This is a genomic window from Demequina sp. NBRC 110052 (genome assembly GCF_002090075.1).
GTDB lineage: Bacteria > Actinomycetota > Actinomycetes > Actinomycetales > Demequinaceae > Demequina.
Map to the genome: position 1 here is coordinate 636554 of NZ_BBRI01000002.1, position 17157 is coordinate 653710.

Annotated in this window: 17 protein-coding genes; 8 read left to right on the plus strand and 9 right to left on the minus strand. The window is 70.2% G+C overall.

The features are described 5' to 3' along the window. Together gltX and B7K21_RS03080 are read right to left on the minus strand one after the other, a co-directional pair. Positions 1-1482, minus strand: a complete 1482-nt coding sequence (gene gltX / locus B7K21_RS03075; protein ID WP_084073754.1) for a glutamate--tRNA ligase — start codon at positions 1480-1482, stop codon at positions 1-3. A 99-nt stretch (positions 1483-1581) separates the two neighbouring features. After that, positions 1582-2367: a fumarylacetoacetate hydrolase family protein gene (locus B7K21_RS03080; RefSeq protein WP_084073755.1), complete on the minus strand. Its 786-nt coding sequence runs from the start codon at positions 2365-2367 to the stop codon at positions 1582-1584. Between the two features lie 63 nt (positions 2368-2430). Here B7K21_RS03080 and B7K21_RS03085 point away from each other — a divergent pair, with 63 nt between their 5' ends. The 6 genes from B7K21_RS03085 (at position 2431) to B7K21_RS03110 (ending at position 7184) form a co-directional block, all read left to right on the plus strand. Continuing rightward, on the plus strand, positions 2431-2913 hold the full coding sequence (locus B7K21_RS03085) for a ClbS/DfsB family four-helix bundle protein (protein WP_084073756.1): 483 nt from the start codon (positions 2431-2433) through the stop codon (positions 2911-2913). A 9-nt stretch (positions 2914-2922) separates the two neighbouring features. Further along, positions 2923-4026, plus strand: coding sequence for a heparan-alpha-glucosaminide N-acetyltransferase domain-containing protein (locus tag B7K21_RS03090; RefSeq protein ID WP_084073757.1), 1104 nt, complete (start codon positions 2923-2925; stop codon positions 4024-4026). 44 nt (positions 4027-4070) lie between these two features. Beyond that, a complete protein-coding gene (locus tag B7K21_RS03095; RefSeq protein WP_084073758.1) occupies positions 4071-5069 on the plus strand; it encodes a hypothetical protein in 999 nt (332 codons plus the stop codon). A 75-nt stretch (positions 5070-5144) separates the two neighbouring features. Next, the gene (locus tag B7K21_RS03100) at positions 5145-5585 is read left to right on the plus strand and encodes a MarR family winged helix-turn-helix transcriptional regulator (protein ID WP_084073759.1); all 441 of its coding nucleotides are present in this window, start codon (positions 5145-5147) and stop codon (positions 5583-5585) included. Then, the gene (locus tag B7K21_RS03105; protein ID WP_084073760.1) at positions 5576-6235 is read left to right on the plus strand and encodes an NAD(P)H-dependent oxidoreductase; all 660 of its coding nucleotides are present in this window, start codon (positions 5576-5578) and stop codon (positions 6233-6235) included. Before B7K21_RS03100 ends, B7K21_RS03105 begins: the two co-directional genes overlap by 10 nt. Positions 6236-6293: 58 nt before the next feature. Next, positions 6294-7184, plus strand: a complete 891-nt coding sequence (locus B7K21_RS03110) for a 3-methyladenine DNA glycosylase (protein WP_084073761.1) — start codon at positions 6294-6296, stop codon at positions 7182-7184. Here B7K21_RS03110 and B7K21_RS03115 read toward each other — a convergent pair. From B7K21_RS03115 to B7K21_RS03125, 3 genes are all read right to left on the minus strand, one after another. Next, positions 7153-7824: an NADPH-dependent F420 reductase gene (locus tag B7K21_RS03115; RefSeq protein ID WP_084073762.1), complete on the minus strand. Its 672-nt coding sequence runs from the start codon at positions 7822-7824 to the stop codon at positions 7153-7155. The two genes, B7K21_RS03110 and B7K21_RS03115, sit on opposite strands and share 32 nt — an antisense overlap. Further along, on the minus strand, positions 7821-8879 hold the full coding sequence (locus tag B7K21_RS03120; protein ID WP_084073763.1) for an LLM class flavin-dependent oxidoreductase: 1059 nt from the start codon (positions 8877-8879) through the stop codon (positions 7821-7823). Before B7K21_RS03120 ends, B7K21_RS03115 begins: the two co-directional genes overlap by 4 nt. A gap of 121 nt (positions 8880-9000) precedes the next feature. Further along, entirely contained in the window at positions 9001-9510 is a 510-nt protein-coding gene (locus B7K21_RS03125; RefSeq protein WP_144016035.1) for a hypothetical protein, read from the minus strand. Positions 9511-9559: 49 nt separating this feature from the next. On the opposite strand from B7K21_RS03125, the gene B7K21_RS03130 reads away from it, so the two are divergent. Further along, positions 9560-12250, plus strand: a complete 2691-nt coding sequence (locus B7K21_RS03130; protein ID WP_144016036.1) for an RNA helicase — start codon at positions 9560-9562, stop codon at positions 12248-12250. Between the two features lie 6 nt (positions 12251-12256). Here the strand turns inward: B7K21_RS03130 and B7K21_RS03135 are convergent, their stop codons facing one another. Next, positions 12257-13363, minus strand: coding sequence for a hypothetical protein (locus tag B7K21_RS03135; protein ID WP_084073766.1), 1107 nt, complete (start codon positions 13361-13363; stop codon positions 12257-12259). 177 nt (positions 13364-13540) lie between these two features. Further along, positions 13541-14524, minus strand: coding sequence for a Gfo/Idh/MocA family protein (locus B7K21_RS03140; protein ID WP_084073767.1), 984 nt, complete (start codon positions 14522-14524; stop codon positions 13541-13543). A 130-nt stretch (positions 14525-14654) separates the two neighbouring features. Between B7K21_RS03140 and B7K21_RS03145 the strand changes: the two genes are divergently transcribed. Beyond that, complete coding sequence (locus tag B7K21_RS03145; RefSeq protein ID WP_084073768.1) at positions 14655-15380, plus strand: NYN domain-containing protein; 726 nt, start codon at positions 14655-14657, stop codon at positions 15378-15380. 48 nt (positions 15381-15428) lie between these two features. On the opposite strand, the gene B7K21_RS03150 is transcribed toward B7K21_RS03145, so the two are convergent. Both B7K21_RS03150 and B7K21_RS03155 read right to left on the minus strand, forming a co-directional pair. Further along, positions 15429-16790 (minus strand): sorbosone dehydrogenase family protein, encoded by a 1362-nt coding sequence (locus tag B7K21_RS03150; RefSeq protein ID WP_144016037.1) that lies wholly within the window; start codon positions 16788-16790, stop codon positions 15429-15431. Continuing rightward, positions 16783-17139, minus strand: coding sequence for a YciI family protein (locus tag B7K21_RS03155; protein WP_084073770.1), 357 nt, complete (start codon positions 17137-17139; stop codon positions 16783-16785). The genes B7K21_RS03150 and B7K21_RS03155 overlap by 8 nt, the downstream gene beginning before the upstream one ends. Positions 17140-17157: the final 18 nt, after the last annotated feature.

The window sequence follows — 17157 nt, forward strand, 5'->3', positions numbered from 1 at the left end:
CTACAGCGTGGCGCGGAGGCGGCGGAGCCGGTTCAGCGACTTGTCGCGCCCCAGGATCTCCATGGACTCGAACAGCGGCGGCGATACCTGACGGCCGGTGACGGCGACGCGCAGGGGACCGAACGCGAAGCGCGGCTTGATGCCCATCTCGTCCACGAGCTTCGCGCGCAGCGCCTCCTGCTGCGAGTCCGGCGAGAAGTCCTCGAGCGGCTCGAGCACCGCGAGCGCGGCATCGAGGATCTCGGTGGCGTTCTCGGGCAGCTTGGCGACCGCGGTCTCATCGAACTCGATCTGCGAGTCGGCGAGGAACAGGAAGCCGAGCATGCCGGGCGCCTCGCCGAGAAGGTTCATGCGGGTCTGCACCAGCGGCGCTGCCTCGGCAAGCGTCTGCTCCTCATGGGGCGTGAGCCCGCCCACCTCCGGCGACCCGACCAGGCCTGCCGCGTGCAGGTATGGCACGAGGCGCGAGACGAAGTCGCCCATGGGCAGCATGCGCATGTGGTCGCCGTTGATCGCCTCGGCCTTCTTCAGGTCGAACCGTGCGGGCGTAGCGGTGCAGTCGGCGATGTCGAACGCGGCGATCAGCTCGTCGCGCGTGAAGATGTCACGGTCGGGGGCGATGCTCCAGCCCAGCAGCGCGAGGTAGTTGAGCAGCCCCTCGGGGAGGAACCCGCGCTCGCGGTGGTGGAACAGGTTGGATTCGGGGTCGCGCTTCGAGAGCTTCTTGGTGCCCTCGCCGAGCACCATCGGCATGTGCGCGTACTCGGGCACCTGGTCGGCGATGCCGAGCTCGACCATGGCGCGCCACAGCACCACCTGGCGGGGCGTCGAGGCCAGGAGGTCCTCGCCTCGCAGCACGTGCGTGATCTTCATGAGCGCGTCGTCCACGGGGTTGACGAGCGTGTACAGGGGCACGCCGTTAGCGCGCACGATCACGTAGTCGGGCACGGAGCCCGCGGGGAAGGTCACCTCGCCGCGAATGAGGTCGTTGACGGTGATGTCCTCGTCCGGCATGCGCATGCGGAGCACGGGCTCGCGGCCCTCCGCGCGGAAGGCGGCCTTCTGCGCGTCGGTGAGGTCGCGGTCGTAGCCGTCGTAGCCCAACTTGGGGTCGCGTCCCGCCGCCTTGTGGCGTGCCTCGACCTCCTCGGGGCTCGAGAAGGACTCGTAGGCGTAGCCACCCTCGACCAGCTGGCGCACCACGTCGGCGTGGAGCTCGTGGCGCTCGCTCTGGCGGTACGGACCGTAAGGTCCGCCGATGTCGGGCCCCTCGTCGTACGTGATGCCCAGCCAGTTCATCGCGTCGAGCAGCATCTCGTAGCTCTCCTGCGAGTCGCGTGCGGCGTCGGTGTCCTCGATGCGGAACACCATGTCGCCGCCCATGTGGCGCGCGTAGGCCCAGTTGAACAGGGCGGTGCGGACCATGCCCACGTGGGGCAGGCCGGTGGGCGAGGGGCAGAAGCGGACGCGGACCTTGCTCATATCGGTGATGGTTCGTCTCTCGGTGGTGGTGGCTGGCGGATGCAGTGGTGTCGGCGGGAGAGGCCCGACGCGGGGGTGGCCCGCGTCCGGCAGGTACGGCTAGCGGCGCAGGACGGGGTTGCGCAGCACGCCGAGGTCTTCGATCTCGACCTCGACGACGTCGCCGTGGTCGACGCGGGAGACGCCCGCGGGAGTGCCGGTGAGGATGACGTCGCCCGGCAGGAGCGTCGTGACCTCGGAGACCATGGAGACGGCGTGGAGCACGTCGACGAGCATGTCCTGCGAGGTGCCGTCCTGCGCGGTCTCGCCGTTGATGCGCGAGCCGATGCGGACGTCGTCGTGGGCCAGCTCGGTCTCGATCCACGGGCCGAGCGGCAGTGACGAGTCGAACGCCTTGGCGCGGAACCACTGGTTCTCCTCGCGCTGGACGTCACGCGCGGTCACGTCGTTGGCGCAGGTGAAGCCGTAGATGTACTGCTCGGCGTTCTCGGGCGACACTTCCTTGCACACACGCCCGATGATGATCGCGAGCTCGGCTTCGATCTGCACGTCCTCGCTGTAGTGCGGCAGCACGATCGGGTCGTCGGGCCCGACGACGGCAGTGTTCGGCTTGAGGAACAGCGTGGGAAGCGAGGGCGCCTCGGTCTGACCCATCTCGCGCGCGTGCGCTTCATAGTTCTTGCCGAGGCACACGACCTTCGAGCGCGGGATCACCGGCGCGAGCAGTCGCACCTCGTCCGCGTGGAGCGGCACGCGCTCCCCCGTCGGCTGTCCCGGCACATACATGGGGTCGCCGGTGAGGACGACGAGCTCCTCGGCTCCGTCCTCGCCGTCGACGATCGCGTAGCGGGGCTCGTCTCCGGTGGTGAATCTGGCGATACGCATGGGCTCCAGCCTAGTGCCCAGCCCACCGCGCGCGCCGTGCCCGCCCGTGCCTACGATGGCGGCATGCCCCGGACCCGTGCACAGATCCTCGAGGCCGCCGAGCGAGGCGCGGCGCACCTGCTGTCGCGGACGGACGCCGACCCGGCGCTCGAGTTGGGGGACGCATATCTGGGTCGGCGGGTCGCCGATGTCCTCACGCATCTGCACGGCTGGCACGGGCTGTTCGAGGGGTGGGTCGCGGCGATGCGCAACGACGAGTCGCCCGCCTTCCCCGCGGAGGGCTACACGTGGAGCACTCTGGCCGACCTCAACGACAGCATCTATGAGCGCTTCAAGGAGCTTGACTACGCCGCCGCGCGTGAGGCGTTCGTCGGCTCCCATACGGCCGTCGTCGCGCTCGTGGGCACCCTCGAGGATGAGTTGCTGATCGCGACCGACGCGCTCGACTGGCTCGGCAACGAGGCGTTGGGCGACGTGGCACATGAGTGCCTCGGCGGGCACTACGAGTGGGCCGAGGGCATTCTCGATGCGGCTGGCGCCCCGTAGCCTGGCCGCATGACCGACGCTCATGCCAGCCCCAGCGTCGGGCCTGCCGAAGCGCTGGTGAAGGCGGGGCGCATCGGCGGCCTGGATCTGGCGCGAGCCGTCGCGTTCATAGGCATGGCGGCGGCGCACATCGGCGACGACGGCGCCCGCGGCACGGGTGACGGCTGGACGTGGCTGTGGGTGTCTCACGGCCTCCCCTCGGCGCTGTTCGCGGTGCTCGCAGGGGTGTCGATGGGGATCATGGACGCGCGCGCCCCGTCCGTGCTGCACACGCGCGTGAGGGTCGTGGTGCGCGCAGGCATCCTGATCGCCGCTGGCGCGATCCTCACAGCGCTCGAGACGCCTGTCTACGTCATCCTCGCCAACCTGGGTCTCATGATGCTGCTCGCGCTGGTCGCATTGAGATCGCGCACCGTCTGGCTGTGGGCGGGCGCTGCCGCGACGCTGGTGGGAGGCGCGCTGCTGCTGCCCGTCGTGCAGGACTGGGCCACCGCGTCGGGCGCTGACTCTTGGCCGGTGCTCGACCGGATCTGGTGGCACCACTACCCCGCCCTGGCATGGGCGGGCTACCTGCTGCTCGGTCTTGCGATCTCGCGTCTCGATCTGCGCGCCGGAGCGTCGCGCGTGATGCTCGTGGCGGGAGGCGCGTCGGTCGCCGGCGCCGGGACGATGCTGGGCCTCGCATACGGCGCTACCCCTCCGTGGCCCACCGCGATGTTCGGGTGGGCGCCCGCGTGGGCCTCGCTCACGCCGCACTCCAACTCGGCGCTGGAGATGGTCGTGACGGCCGGCGCCGCGTGTGCCGTGCTCGGCGCAGCGCTGTGGCTCTCTGACCTGAGCGGTCGATGGCTGCAACCGCTGAGAGACCTGGGGGCGATGGCGTTCACGGCGTACGTGGCCCACGTGCTCGTGATCGCGATCGCGGGCAACGACATCGTCCATGAGCCGAGCAATGTGGCGCTCGTGTCGCTGGTCGTGTCGTTCACCGTGCTCGCATGGGGCTACCGTCGGTGGCGCCCGCAGGGCCCGCTCGAGGAGCTCATGTCTCGCGCCTCGACTTCAGCGGCCGACGCCGTGGTCGCCCGCGGGGGCACGCGCGCCCGGTCTGCATGACGTCTCGCCGCGCGCGCGTCAGTGCCCGCGCATAGTCTCGGCTCATGCACCGCGCGCCCGCCGATGTCGTCGAGTGGCTGCTGGACTCGGATCCGGCCGTCCGCTGGCAGGTGCTGCGCGACCTCAAGGACGCGTCTGCGGACGTGGTCGCGGACGAGCGTGCCCGCGTCGCGCACGTCGGGTGGGGCGCCGCGCTGCTGGATGCGCGGCGTCCCGACGGATCGTGGGAGGCGGGAGCGCACTGGCCGGACTGGGCGACCATGGAGATCGTCACGACCGAGGGCCAGCCGTGGACAGCGACGGCGCCGGTGCTCACCGAGCTGCGACTGCTGGGTGCGGATCCTCACGACCCCGCCGTGGCCGACGCGGTCTCGCGCGCGACCGCGGCGGTGCGGTGGGAGTACGCGAACGAGCCCTTCTGGGACGGCGAGGTGGAGCCGTGCATCAACTCCGCCACCGTGTCCAGCGGCGTCTACTTTGGGCACGACGTCAGCGGCATCGTGAACCGCCTGCTCACGGAGCAGATGGCGGACGGCGGCTGGAACTGCGAGCAGGAGAACGGCTCAGTGCGCGGGTCGTTCGACACGACCATCTCCGTCGTCGAAGCGCTCCTCGCGTACGAGCGAGCCGCCCACGCGGGCACGCTCCCGCCCCCGGGTGCCGACGCACCCGACCTGGACGTCGTCGCCGACCGACGCGACGGCGGCGAGGAGTACCTGCTCGCACGGCACCTGTTCAGGCGCCTCAGCACGCGCGAAGTGGCGCAGGAGCGCTACCTCCAGCCGACGTTCCCCACGCGCTGGGGACACGACATCCTGCGCGGGCTCGAGCACTTCCGCGAGCGCGGCAGCACACCCGACATCAGGCTCGCCGAGGCGATCGAGGAGATCGCGGATCTGCGCATGCCGGACGGCCGCTGGCCGCTGTCCCGCACTGTCCGCGGGCGCACGCACACGCACATGGAAGGCCCCGCCGGCACGCCGAGCCGGTGGATCACCCTCAAGGCGCTCCGGGTGCTGCGCTGGTGGAGCGAGGCGGCGTAGCGGGGCCGTGCGCGGCGCGTCGACGCCGTTGTAAACCGGTTGACAACCTGCATGTTTACCGGTTAACTCAGTGACATGCTCAAGGATCTCGCCTACCTGCTCCAGGAGACCGTCACGCGCATGGAACACCGGGTGAACACACGGCTCAGGTCTGAGCTCGGAGTCTCGTTCAACCTGTTTCAGTTCCTCGCGATCGTGGCCGACGAGGAGCCCACCGACGTCACCGATCTCGCTTCGTGCCTGTACATCTCGAAGGCAGCCGTGAGCAAGCGTCTGCCCGCGCTAACCGAGGAAGGCTGGCTCACCGTCTCTGCGGAGCCAGGCCACGGTCGCCGGCTCCGAATCCAACTCACGGACAAGGGCCGCACTCTCGTGGCCGATGGCGACGCGATCATCGAGCGCGCCCTCACGGAGGCCTTCGGCGACTCCGTCAGCTCCGATGACGTGGCCCGCATGCACGCACTCATGACCACCGTCAACGCACGACTGATCGCCACTGAGGAGCCATGGCTGTGAACATCCTCGTCATCATCGGACACCCCATCCAGGACAGCTTCAACCATGCCCTTGCACGCGCGTACGCCGACGCAGCCCGCACCCACGGCGCCGAGGTCCAGGTGATCGACCTCGCGACGGACGCCACCCCGGATCACCCGCGCGAACGCAGCGACGTGCGCCTGCCCCGGTCCGACCGAGAGATCGATCTCGACGAGCACGTCAGGGACTACGCGGAGCGCCTGCGCACCGCAGACCACATCGCCCTGTTTTATCCAATGTGGTGGGGCACCTACCCTGCCGTGCTCAAGCAGTTCTTCGACCGCGTGCTGCTCTCGGGCGACGCCTACGCGAGCCGCGTCCACTCGAGTTCCTGGATCCGCGGCCTGCGCGGCCGCACGGCGCGCATCGTCCACACCGCGGACAGCCCCCGACTCTTCACGTGGCTCGCCTACCGGGACTCGTCGATCTCCTCCGTCAAGACGGCGACCCTCTGGTACACGGGCATTCGGACCATCGGCGTGCGGTACCTCGCGCCCGTCCGCAGCTCCTCGCCTGAGCGCCGGCGACGCTGGCTGACAAGGATCGCGCGGGACGGCGTCGCCGACGCCAAGCGCAGGCCGGAGCCAGGCAAATCCATGGCTCACGCGCGCGACCTGCTCTCAACCTGACGTGGGCCCGGCGGGCACCCCTGCGCCCCGCACCGGCGCTGCTGGGACAATGGCACTCATGACCCTCGACTCCCCCGCCGTCGCGCGCACACTCGCGCGCGACGCGTGGGAGCCGCTCGCGCTTGCCCATGCCGAGCGCGCGGACGCCATGACCGCCGGGCACCGCGCGCGAGCGGGACGCCGCGAGCGGCACGCGATCGAGGACTTCCTGTTCGAGTACTACTCGACGAAGGCCTCCCACCTGGCGCGCTGGCACCCCGGCCCCGGCATCGGGCTTGAGAATGCCGACGCGCATGCCGGGTGGCGCTTCTACCGCACCGAGGCGGGCGTCACCCGGGTGGACGTCGAGGCGTTCCTCGAGGCGCGCGGCTCGACCGTGGACTACGTCGAGGCACTGCTGACCCGCACCGCGGCCCGGCCCGCATCGTTCGGCTGCTTTGGGCTGCACGAATGGGCGATGGTCTACCGGATGCACGAGGACGACCTGCGGCATCCCTTGCCGCTGCGGCTCGGTTCGGAAGGCACCGACGCGGTCGTCGAGTCGCACCCGATCCGCTGCACGCACTTCGACGCGTTCCGCTTCTTCACCCCCGAGGCGCGACCTCTCAACGCGACTCAGCCCACGCGCGAGACGCAGCCCGCCATGGAGCAGCCCGGCTGCCTGCACGGGAACATGGATCTCTACAAGTGGGCCATGAAGCTGGCGCCCGCGATTCCCTCCTCGCTGACGCTCGACGCCTTCGCGCTGGCGATGGGCGTGCGCCAGGTGGATATGCAGGCCTCGCCGTACGACGTGTCCTCGTACGGGCTCGAGGCGATCGCCATCGAGACACCTGAGGGCAAGCGTGAGTACGCGGCCCGGCAGCGCGAGTTCGCCGAGCGCGGCGCGGTGCTGCGCGAGCGGATCCTCGCAGCGATCAGCGCGCTGCGCGCATCGGCTCCCGCGTAGCGGCCTGCACCAAAGTGCGCAGTTCGGCAGCGCTCACACTCGCGCCGAAGGCCGGCGTGCCGGGCTCGAGGCGTCGACCCTCCGCAAGACTCCCGATCGGCAGCGGATCGAAGCCCATGCTGTCGACGAGTCGCGCGAGGGCACCGACCGCGTCGGGGTCGTCGCCCGCGAGCGCGATCGCCCGGCGCTCGGACGCGCCGGCCGGCAGCGGGCCTTCGTCGAGGTCGTGGTAGCCCATGTGGTTGAACGCCTTGACCACGCGCGAGCCCGCGAGATGGCGCGCGACGATCTGGGACGTCGTCGTCGAGGGGTCGGTGAGATCGTCCCGCACCCCGTCGACCTCCCACCAGTAGTTCATGGCGTCGGCGACGAGGGCGCCTTCGAGGACGTGGGGGTCGAGGCTCGTGAACTTGCCGAGCGGAAGCGCAAGCACGATCGCGTCGGCCTGGGCCGCCACCTCGCGAGCGGTGGCGACGCGGGCACCGGGAGCGAGCACCTCGACGGTGAGCTCGATGCGCTCAGCGTCACCCGATCCGGCGACGACCACGTCGAGCCCAGCAGCGACGCCCAGGCGTGCGAGCACTGTGCCGAGCTTGCCCGCTCCGAGGATGCCCAGCGTGCGAACCTCAGGGACGGTCACGCGGACTCCCCTGACGCGAGGCGGTCGCGGACCTGCGGGATCACCTCGGTGCCGAGCAGTTCGACGGCACGCATGCGAGCCGAGGCAGGCATCGCCCCGCCACCGGTGTAGACGAAGTCGAAGCGCCCCACCCCCAGTCCACCGATGGCGGCTGCCATCTTGGCGGCGACGGTGTCGGGCGACCCGACGTACAGCGAGCCGTGCGCCACCTCGTTCTCGAACTGTGCGCGCGACATCGGTCCCCATCCGCGCTCGCCGCCGATGCGATCCATCATCGCCTTGTAGCCCGGGTAGTAGAGTTCCTTGGCCTCCTCGTCGGTCGCGGCGATGAAGCCGTGGCTGTGCATGCCCACGGGGTAGGCGGTAGTGCCGAACTTCTCCGTCGCTCGTCGGTAGAGGTCGACGTACGGAGCGAAGCGCCCCGGGTCGCCGCCGATGATCGCGAGCATGAGGCGAAAGCCGTGGCGAGCGGTGCGCAGCACAGACTCAGGCGAGCCGCCGACCCCCACCCAGGTCTTGAGCGCGCCCGAGTCGGTCTTGGGATACACGTCGGCATCGTGGAGCGACGCACGCGTCGTGCCGGACCACGTGACCGGCTTCTCGGTGAGGAGTTGAGCGAACAGGTCGAGCTTTTCCTCGAACAGCACCTCATAGTCCTTGAGGTCGTAGCCGAACAGCGGGAAGGACTCGGTGAAGGAGCCGCGGCCCAGGATGACCTCGGCTCGCCCGTCCGAGACGGCATCCAGCGTCGCGAAGCGCTGGAACACGCGCACCGGGTCGTCCGACGACAGCACAGTGACGGCTGAACCGAGGGACACGTGCTGCGTGCGAGACGCGATCGCCGCCAGGACCATCTCGGGCGAGGAGATTGCGAAGTCGGCGCGGTGGTGCTCTCCCAGGCCCACGGCGTTGATGCCGATCTGATCGGCGAGCGCCGCCTCGTCGACCACTTGGCGCAGCGCCGCCGCATGCGACATGGGCTCGCCCGAGTCGTGCAGGGCGAGGTCGCCGAAGGTCTCGATGCCGAACTGCAGGTCGGCGGCGGGTGTGGTCACGGTGGCACTCCTCAGGGACGCTGAATTACTTGACTACGCATGTAATCAGCACCGCGGGGCGCGCAGATATTCCTGCACCCCGACTCGAACGCCACCGCCGCGGCGCGCGCGTGCACGCACGTCAGTGGCCCACCGCCGCGACGCAGGCGCCATCCATGATCGGGCCAGCCACCTCGACCTCGACCTCGTCCTCATTCACCCAGCCGAACACGCATCCGCCCGCGGGCCCTGTCGAATCGAAGTAGACGATCGCCGGACCGTCGCTCACGGCGACCTCCTGCAGCCCTGCCCCTTCGAGAATGGCCCTCACGGCATCGGGCGGATACGCGCCGTCGGCACGCAGATCCTCCAGCACGGGCCGCACGGCGTCAGCCGCCGCCTGCGCCGGCGCGAAGGCCTCGGCGCCGATCGGCATGTGGTCGCGATACCGCTCGTTGACGTCCATCATCAGCTGAGGGTCGTAGGGCACGCAGCCCTCGGGCGGCTCCTGACCCTCGACGATCGGGCACGCGAACGAGGGAGACGCCGACGGCGACGCGCTGCTCACCACGGTCGGCGCACCGGCCCCAGCCTGGCAGCCTGCCAGCATTGCCGCGCCCGCAAGCGCCACCAACCAAGCTCGCCGCCCCATGATCACAACGTAGCGTCGCCCTCGGCTTAGACACGGGACAATGGACGCGATGACCTCCACCGACGCCCTCCTCCTGAGCCGCCTGCCCGACGCCGTGCCCGGGTCAGCGCCCGACCCCGACGCTCTCTATGAGGCGTTCTCGGAGTGGGCCGCCGAGGGCGGGCGCGCGCTCTACCCCCACCAGGACGAGGCGCTCATGGAGATCGTCTCGGGCAGCCACGTGATCCTTGCGACCCCCACTGGGTCCGGCAAGTCCCTCGTCGCTGCCGGCGCGCACTTCGCCGCCCTCGCCGCGCATCGGGCCGGCACGGGAGGCCGCACGTTCTACACGGCTCCTCTGAAAGCCCTGGTGAGCGAGAAGTTCTTCGACCTCATCGACATGTTCGGCTCTGCCAACGTGGGGCTGATGACGGGCGACTCGGCCGTGAATCCCGACGCGCCGATCATCTGCTGCACCGCTGAGATTCTCGCGAACCTCGCACTGCGCGACGGCGCGGCGACCGACGCCTCGCTCGTCGTGATGGACGAGTTCCACTTCTACGCCGACCCCCAGCGCGGCTGGGCGTGGCAGGTGCCGCTGCTGGAGCTTCCGCGCGCACAGTTCGTGCTGATGTCGGCCACGCTCGGCGACACGTCGTGGCTCGTCGAGGACCTGCAGCGCCGCAGCGACCGTGCCGTCGCAGAGGTGACCACCGCCGAACGGCCGGTGCCGCTGAGCTTCGACTACAGCGTCGAGCCGCTGCCGGAGACGATCGAGCGGCTCGTCCAGTCGGGGCAGGCACCCGTGTACGTCGTGCACTTCACACAGAAGGACGCTGTGGAGCGCGCCCAGGCGCTGCTGAGCATGAACGTCGCGACCAAGACCGAGCGTCAGGCAATCGCCGAAGCGCTGTCCGACACGAAGTTCGGCACCGGATTCGGCAAGACGCTGAGCAAGTTCCTGCGCGCCGGCATCGGCGTCCACCACGCGGGCATGCTTCCCAAGTACCGCCGCATCGTGGAGCGCCTTACGCAGCAGGGCCTGCTCAAGGTCGTGTGCGGCACCGACACCCTCGGCGTCGGCATCAATGTGCCGATCCGCACCGTGCTACTCACATCACTGGTCAAGTACGACGGCGAGCGCATGCGACACCTGACCGCCCGCGAGTTCCACCAGATCGCGGGCCGAGCGGGCCGCGCCGGCTTCGACACCGAGGGCGACGTGATCGTCATGGCGCCCGAGCACGTCATCGAGAACCGCAAGGCGCTCCTCAAGGCAGGCGATGACCCGAAGAAGCGCAAGAAGATCGTCCGCAAGAGCGCCCCCTCGGGGTCCGTGAACTGGACCGACGCGACGTTCGAACGCCTCCGCGACGCCGAACCCGAGCCGCTCACGAGCCGCTTCCACGTGACCCACGCGATGGTGCTGAACCTCCTCGCACGCGGCTTGCCGAACCCGTGGCTCGACCGGCCCGCCGAAGACCCGGTGCTCGCGATGCGCACGCTGCTCGCGGCGCTGCACGAGACCGACGCCCAGAAGTCCGCTCACGTGCGCCAGGCGCTGCGCATCTACCGGTCGCTCAGGGTCGCCGGCGTGGTGGAGAAGGTGCGCGTGCCGGATCCCTCCCACCCTCGAGGCGAGCGCCCGTCGGTGCGGCTCACCGTCGACGTGCCGCGCGGCTTCGCACTCAACCAGCCACTGTCCCCCTTCGCGCTCGCCGCGATGGACCTCCTCAACGTCGAGTCGCCCGACCACACGCTCGACGCGGTCTCCGTGATCGAGGCGACGCTGTCCGACCCACGCCAGGTGCTCATCGCCCAGCAGAACCAGGCGCGCGGCGAAGCCGTCGCCGCGATGAAGGCGGACGGCATCGAGTACGAGGAGCGCATGGAACTGCTCGAGGACGTGACGTGGCCCATGCCGCTCGCCGACCTTCTCGAGCCGGCCTTCATCACCTACCGGCGCAGCAACCCGTGGATCCTCGACGCCGAACTGTCCCCCAAGTCCGTCGTGCGCGACATGCTCGAGAAGGCCATGTCGTTCCAGGACCTCGTCTCCGCGTATGGCCTTGAGCGCACCGAGGGCGTCGTGCTGCGCTACCTCGCGGAGGCGTATCGCGCGCTGCGTCAGACGGTCCCCGAGGAGCACAGGACCGACGAGGTGGTCGCCATCACCGAATGGCTCGGCAACCTCGTGCGCTCCACCGATTCGTCGCTGCTCGACGAGTGGGAGCGGCTCATGAACCCCGACGCGGTGGTCGCCGACGACGCGGACCCCGCGTCACCGCTCGCGCCGCCGGCCACGGGACCCGCGAAGCCCATGTCCGGCAATCCTCGCATCCTGCGACGCCTGGTGCGCAACGCGATGTTCCGCCGCGTCGAGCTCGCGGCACGCGAGGACTACGCCGCGCTCGGCGCGCTCGATGCCCGCTCAGGCTGGACCGCGGACGCCTGGCGCGACGCTCTCGACCCGCTGTTCGAGGCTCAAGGCGACGATGCGATCGGCATAGGTCCGGATGCGCGTGCGGCCGCTCTGCTCACGTTCGTGGAGCCCGGCGGCGATCACGATGCGGGTCACGCGCGGGCCGCGCTCGCCGTCACTCCCGACGCGGCACTGCCCGACGGCATGTGGGTCGTGCGCCAGGTCATCGACGACCCCGCGGGTGACCACGATTGGGCGATCGTCGCCGCCGTGGACCTGGATGCCTCGGACGAGGCGGGCGCTCCCGTGCTGGAGCTCCTGCACGTCGGCCCGCAGTAGCCGCAGTCAGGGGATCGGCCGCCAGCGATCGACCTCGTCGCGCTCCCACCTGTGCACGGTCGCGCCATCGGCGGCCACGTCGACGAGCCAACGGGTCTCGTCTGGCGCCCACCCGGCGATGATGCTCCGCACGCCGTCGCCGACCGCCAGCGCACGCGTGGCGGCAGAGAGGTAGCCGAGCACCGTGAGATGCACGCCGTCGTAGTCCTGCGACACCGCGCTCCAATCGGGGATCACCCAGCGGGAGTCGATACCGGTGAGCAGCTGCCACGTCCCGCGCCGCAGCCCGGTCACCTCGAGCGGGTAGGCGCGGCACAGGTCGATCCACGCCTGGGCACCGTCGATCTCGAGGACTCGGAGACGTGGCGACATCGGAAGCTTCCGCGCGGCAGCGCCGTCCCATCCCGCGCCGTCCTCGACCCAGTGCAGTCCCAGCGGACCGTCGCTGCCGTGCGCCCTGGTCGACGTGAGGAGGGGAAGTGGCGGCGTGGACCACCACGCGCCCGACGCCGCGCGCCGGGGGTCGCGGGCGCCCAGGGCCTCGGCGAGCGCCTCCTGCTCGCGCACGCGCGCCGCCCACTCAGAGAGCACCTGCTCCGCGTCGACTCGAGCCGGCGGCCGGGGCAGATCCACCGAGTCGGCATCGAACTCGATCACCCACTGTCCGTCGCGATCGATCGGCGAATCCCACCAGCGTGAGGCATCGGAGGGGATCACCGCGTCGGCCGTGCGAATCAACGCGTCGGCAAGCTCGGGGCGCGCCAGGAGGACGTCTTCGCCGTCCGGGGACTGCCAGTAGCGGGCCATGTCCACGGAGCCAACCACTGCGGCGAGCAGCCGTTCGCCGTCCACGGTGCCGAGCGGCAATGCGTCCCACGCGGTCGCGACGTCCGCCGGACTCGCCGAGGGAGGACGCTCAGGGCCGTCCCCGCCCTCGGAGAACGAGATGATCACGCGCGACGTGCCCCGACCGGGATCGAGGTCGTAGGCGGCCGCGAACACCGCGAGACTGAACTCTCCATCCGAGTGCAGCGGCTCGTGCGCCCACCCCAGCGCGAGCTCGAGGCACAGGCGCCGCCCGCGCGGGCCAGCGAGCAGCGTCTGTGCGTCCATGGGGCCATCCCACCTGATCGGCACCGGCGAGGCAACAGGCGCGCCGCCGCAGCTCCCGCACGCGAACTGCCCGGCTCGCGGCGCGTCGCCCCACGTCAAGCCACCGACGCGCCGATGGCCGGGCGATCTGCGTGCGGCAGCCGCGGCACGGCCCCGTACGTGCGTTGCGGCGGGCCGCTACACCTCTACGCGTCGGCCCGTCTCGAACGACTCGATGATCGCGTCGGCGAGCTGCAGCGCGCGGCGACCGGCGCGGGCGTGGATCGGCGGCTCCTCCCCCGCTCTGAGGGCTGCCAGGATCGCGTCCACGTGGCGGTCGAAGGTGTACACGAACGTGCGCGCCTCATCGTTGAAGTAGCCCGGCTCCCACACCTGCCGCGTCTCGTCACCCACCTTCTGCAGCGTGAAGCGCTTCACCGTGTCCTGGATGAGCACGCGCCCGGCCGTGCCGTTGACCTCGATGTACTGCGTGTCCCGGTAGGCGTAGGACGAGTCGTACGAGCCGACGAGTGAGCCGACGGCGCCGCTCGCGAACTGCAGCGCCACCGCGAGCGTCGTGTAGAAGCCGGCGTTGGTGCGGTCGGTGGCCTGCGCCGCCACCGAGGAGATGGGACCGGCGAGATGCTCGAGCATGTCGAGCCCGTGCACCTGCGTCTCGACGAGGTTGCCCCACGGTTCCTTGCCGAAGTTCGGCTCCCCACCGAAGCGCCAGGTCACGAACACGAGGTCGCCCAGCTCGCCCGCGTCGATCGCCGCCTTCGCTCGCTGCACGGGCTCGGCGTAGCGGTGGTTGAGGTTGAACGCCAGGAACAGGTTCCGCTCCGCTGCGGCGGCGAGGATCGCGTCGGCCTCCTCCATACGGAACACCAGGGGCTTCTCGAGCAGCAGCGGCACGCCGCGTTCGATGAGGTGCATCGTCGTGTCGTAGTGCGCCTCGTTGGGCAGGGCAAGAGTGACGAGGTCCGGCCGCTCGGCTTCCAACATCGCATCCAGATCCGTGTAGCCCCGCGTGCCCCACGACGAGGCGAACGCATGGGTCTTGTCGGGGGTCCGCCCGACGGCGGCGACCAGCTCCGTGTCAGGCCGACGCGCGAAGATCCGCGCATGTTCGCCGCCCCACCAGCCTGTCCCGACCACCGCGACCCTCAGTCGCTCGTTCATCTCGCTCCTCCTTCGCAGCGTGCGGCGCTCGCACGGGAACCTGCCCCCAGCCTGCCCGTTCCCCGCAGCGAAGGGAACCTGGCCTGCGCGGGGAGGCTAGGGTCGAGTGGAGTCCCACGGAAGGGGAATCATGCCCGAGTCTGCGGATGCAGCACGGCTGGCGGTGCTGATCGACGCCGACAACGCGAGCGCCAAGCACATCGAGCGTCTGCTCGCCGAGATCGCCAAGTACGGCACGGCGAGCGTCCGCCGCGCCTACGGCGACTGGACGTCGAGCCAGCTCGCGTCCTGGAAATCAGAGTTGCTGGAGAACTCTGTGCAGCCGATCCAGCAGTTCAGCTACACGACCGGCAAGAACGCCACGGACAGCGCACTCATCATCGACGCGATGGACCTGCTGCATGCCGGCCACCTCGATGGCTTCTGCCTGGTCTCGAGCGACAGCGACTTCACCCGCCTGGCGGCGCGCATCCGCGAGCAGGGGCTCACGGTCTACGGCTTCGGCCAGCGCAAGACCCCCAAGCCGTTCGTCGCGGCATGCAGCACATTCGTCTATGTCGAGAATCTCGAGGAGCCGAAGGCCCCGCCCGTGGGGTCGGAGACGTCGTCGCTCAAGAAGGACAAACGCCTCACCGCCCTGCTCAAGGAGGCGGTCGACGCCGCTTCCGCCGACGACGGATGGGCGCATCTGGGAGCCGTTGGAAGCAATCTGTCGCGGCTCGCCTCGGACTTTGACTCGCGCACGTGGGGCTATAGCAAGCTCATGGACCTCATGAGGGCGCATCCCGACTATCAGGTGGATTCGCGTCCTGCAGGCGACGGCAAGTCGTCGAACGCGTACGTGCGCCGCAGGTAATGGCGCGCGGGCTGGCACCTCTTGCCACGCCCGTGACGTTCCGGCTGGTCACAATGGCGGGGCGATCCGGTACACGAGCCCCGCGGCGTCGTCGGTGAGGTAGAGCGCGCCGTCGGGCCCGACCGTCGGCATCACCGCACGTCCCCAGCGCGACCCGTCGGCGTTCTGGAAGCCGGTCACCACGTACTGCGCCTCTCCCAAGGTCTGCGTCGCCTCATCCCACGGCGCGAAAGCGACGCAGGGCTCCTGCGGTGGGGTGCGGTTCCACGAGCCGTGGGCGCCGACGAGGGCACCAGATCCGAGCACGTCGGCGATCGCCGTGTCATGCGTGAAGGTGAGCCCGAGAGGGGCACTGTGGGCGGGCAAACCCACCTGAGTGGCGGGCAGGGACGAACAGTCCAGGGCGGCGCCGTCGGCGTTGAACTCGGCGTCCGGCACATAGGGCAGGTCCGTGACGCCCTCGCGAGAGTCGGGCACGCACAGCGGCCAGCCCAGATCGATCCCGTCGGTCAGGCGGGTGAGCTGCTCGACCGGGTGATCGTTCACGAACTCTTGGAACACCTCGCCGAACCGCCCCGCGTCGTCCCTGTACGGGTACGGCAGGTTGTCCATCTGGTTGACCGCCACGAACAGCGAGCCGTCGGGCGCGAAGTCCAGTGCGAAGCCGTTGCGCACGCCGCTCGCGAAGACTCGGGTGCGCGTGCCGTCGAGCTGAACCGCCCCGATGACGGCGCGCTCGGGATCGCCGTCCCGCTCTCCCGGGTCGCGATTGGAGCGCGATCCGAGGCTGTAGTAGACCGTGTCACCCTGGACCGCGACCGCCTTCGCGCCGTGACCCTGCGCGGGCAGCCCGTCGAGGATCACGCGCGGACTCGTCGCGGTGCCGTCGGCGTAGTCGTAGGCGATCAGGCGGGTCGCGTCGCCGACGACGAGCGTCTCTCCGTCCTCGGTGAACGCGAGCCCCTGCGCGCTGGCGAGCCCCTCGAGGAGCACGCCCGACGCTGGTGCGCCTCCCGCGTCGGGCGTCAGCACGAGCACGGCTCCACCGCTGCCATTCGAGACCAGGAGGCGACCATCGGGTGTCCACGCGGCGAGGCGGGCGCCGGGCACGTTCGCCCAGACGTCGACGCTCCACCCCTCAGGAACGTTGAGGGACTTGCCCGCCGCGGCGCCAGGGTCCACGCCGTCGGTCATGCCGACGGGAACGGAGACCAGTTCGCCGATCTGGAGTGCCGCTGGGGTCTCGCGTGGAGAAGGCGGCGGCGACGTCTCTGCTGCCACAGGCTCCGACGCAGTCGCGGTCGGCTCAGGAGCCGGGCTCGCGCAGGCCACCAGGACGGTCACGGCAAGCGCGATCAGGGCACGGCTGCACGCGCGCGCCGTGATCACGGTTCCCGTTGTGTCACCCACCGACCGTGCGCACCTCGATGACGCGCTGGCACGCGGCGGAGGCGCGGGCCGCGAGTGCGACGGCCTCGTCGCGATCCTGTGCCTCGATGACCCACAGCCCGTTCACGGACTCGGCGCCTCCCGCGTACGGACCGGGCGACGCGACAGCCTCGCCGCTGCGTCCATCCACGTAGGTGCCATCTGCGGCGGCGCCGAAGCCGTTGACGTACGCGAGCCGGCCCTCTGCCTGCAGGTCTGCGTTGAACTCGCCGGTCGCGCGCATCTGCGCGTCGAACTCCTCAGCCGTCTCGTACGTGTGGCGCTCTCCCCCGTCACTGGGGCCCCACACGAGCAGGGCGAACTGTGCCATCGGAACCTCCCGGGATCG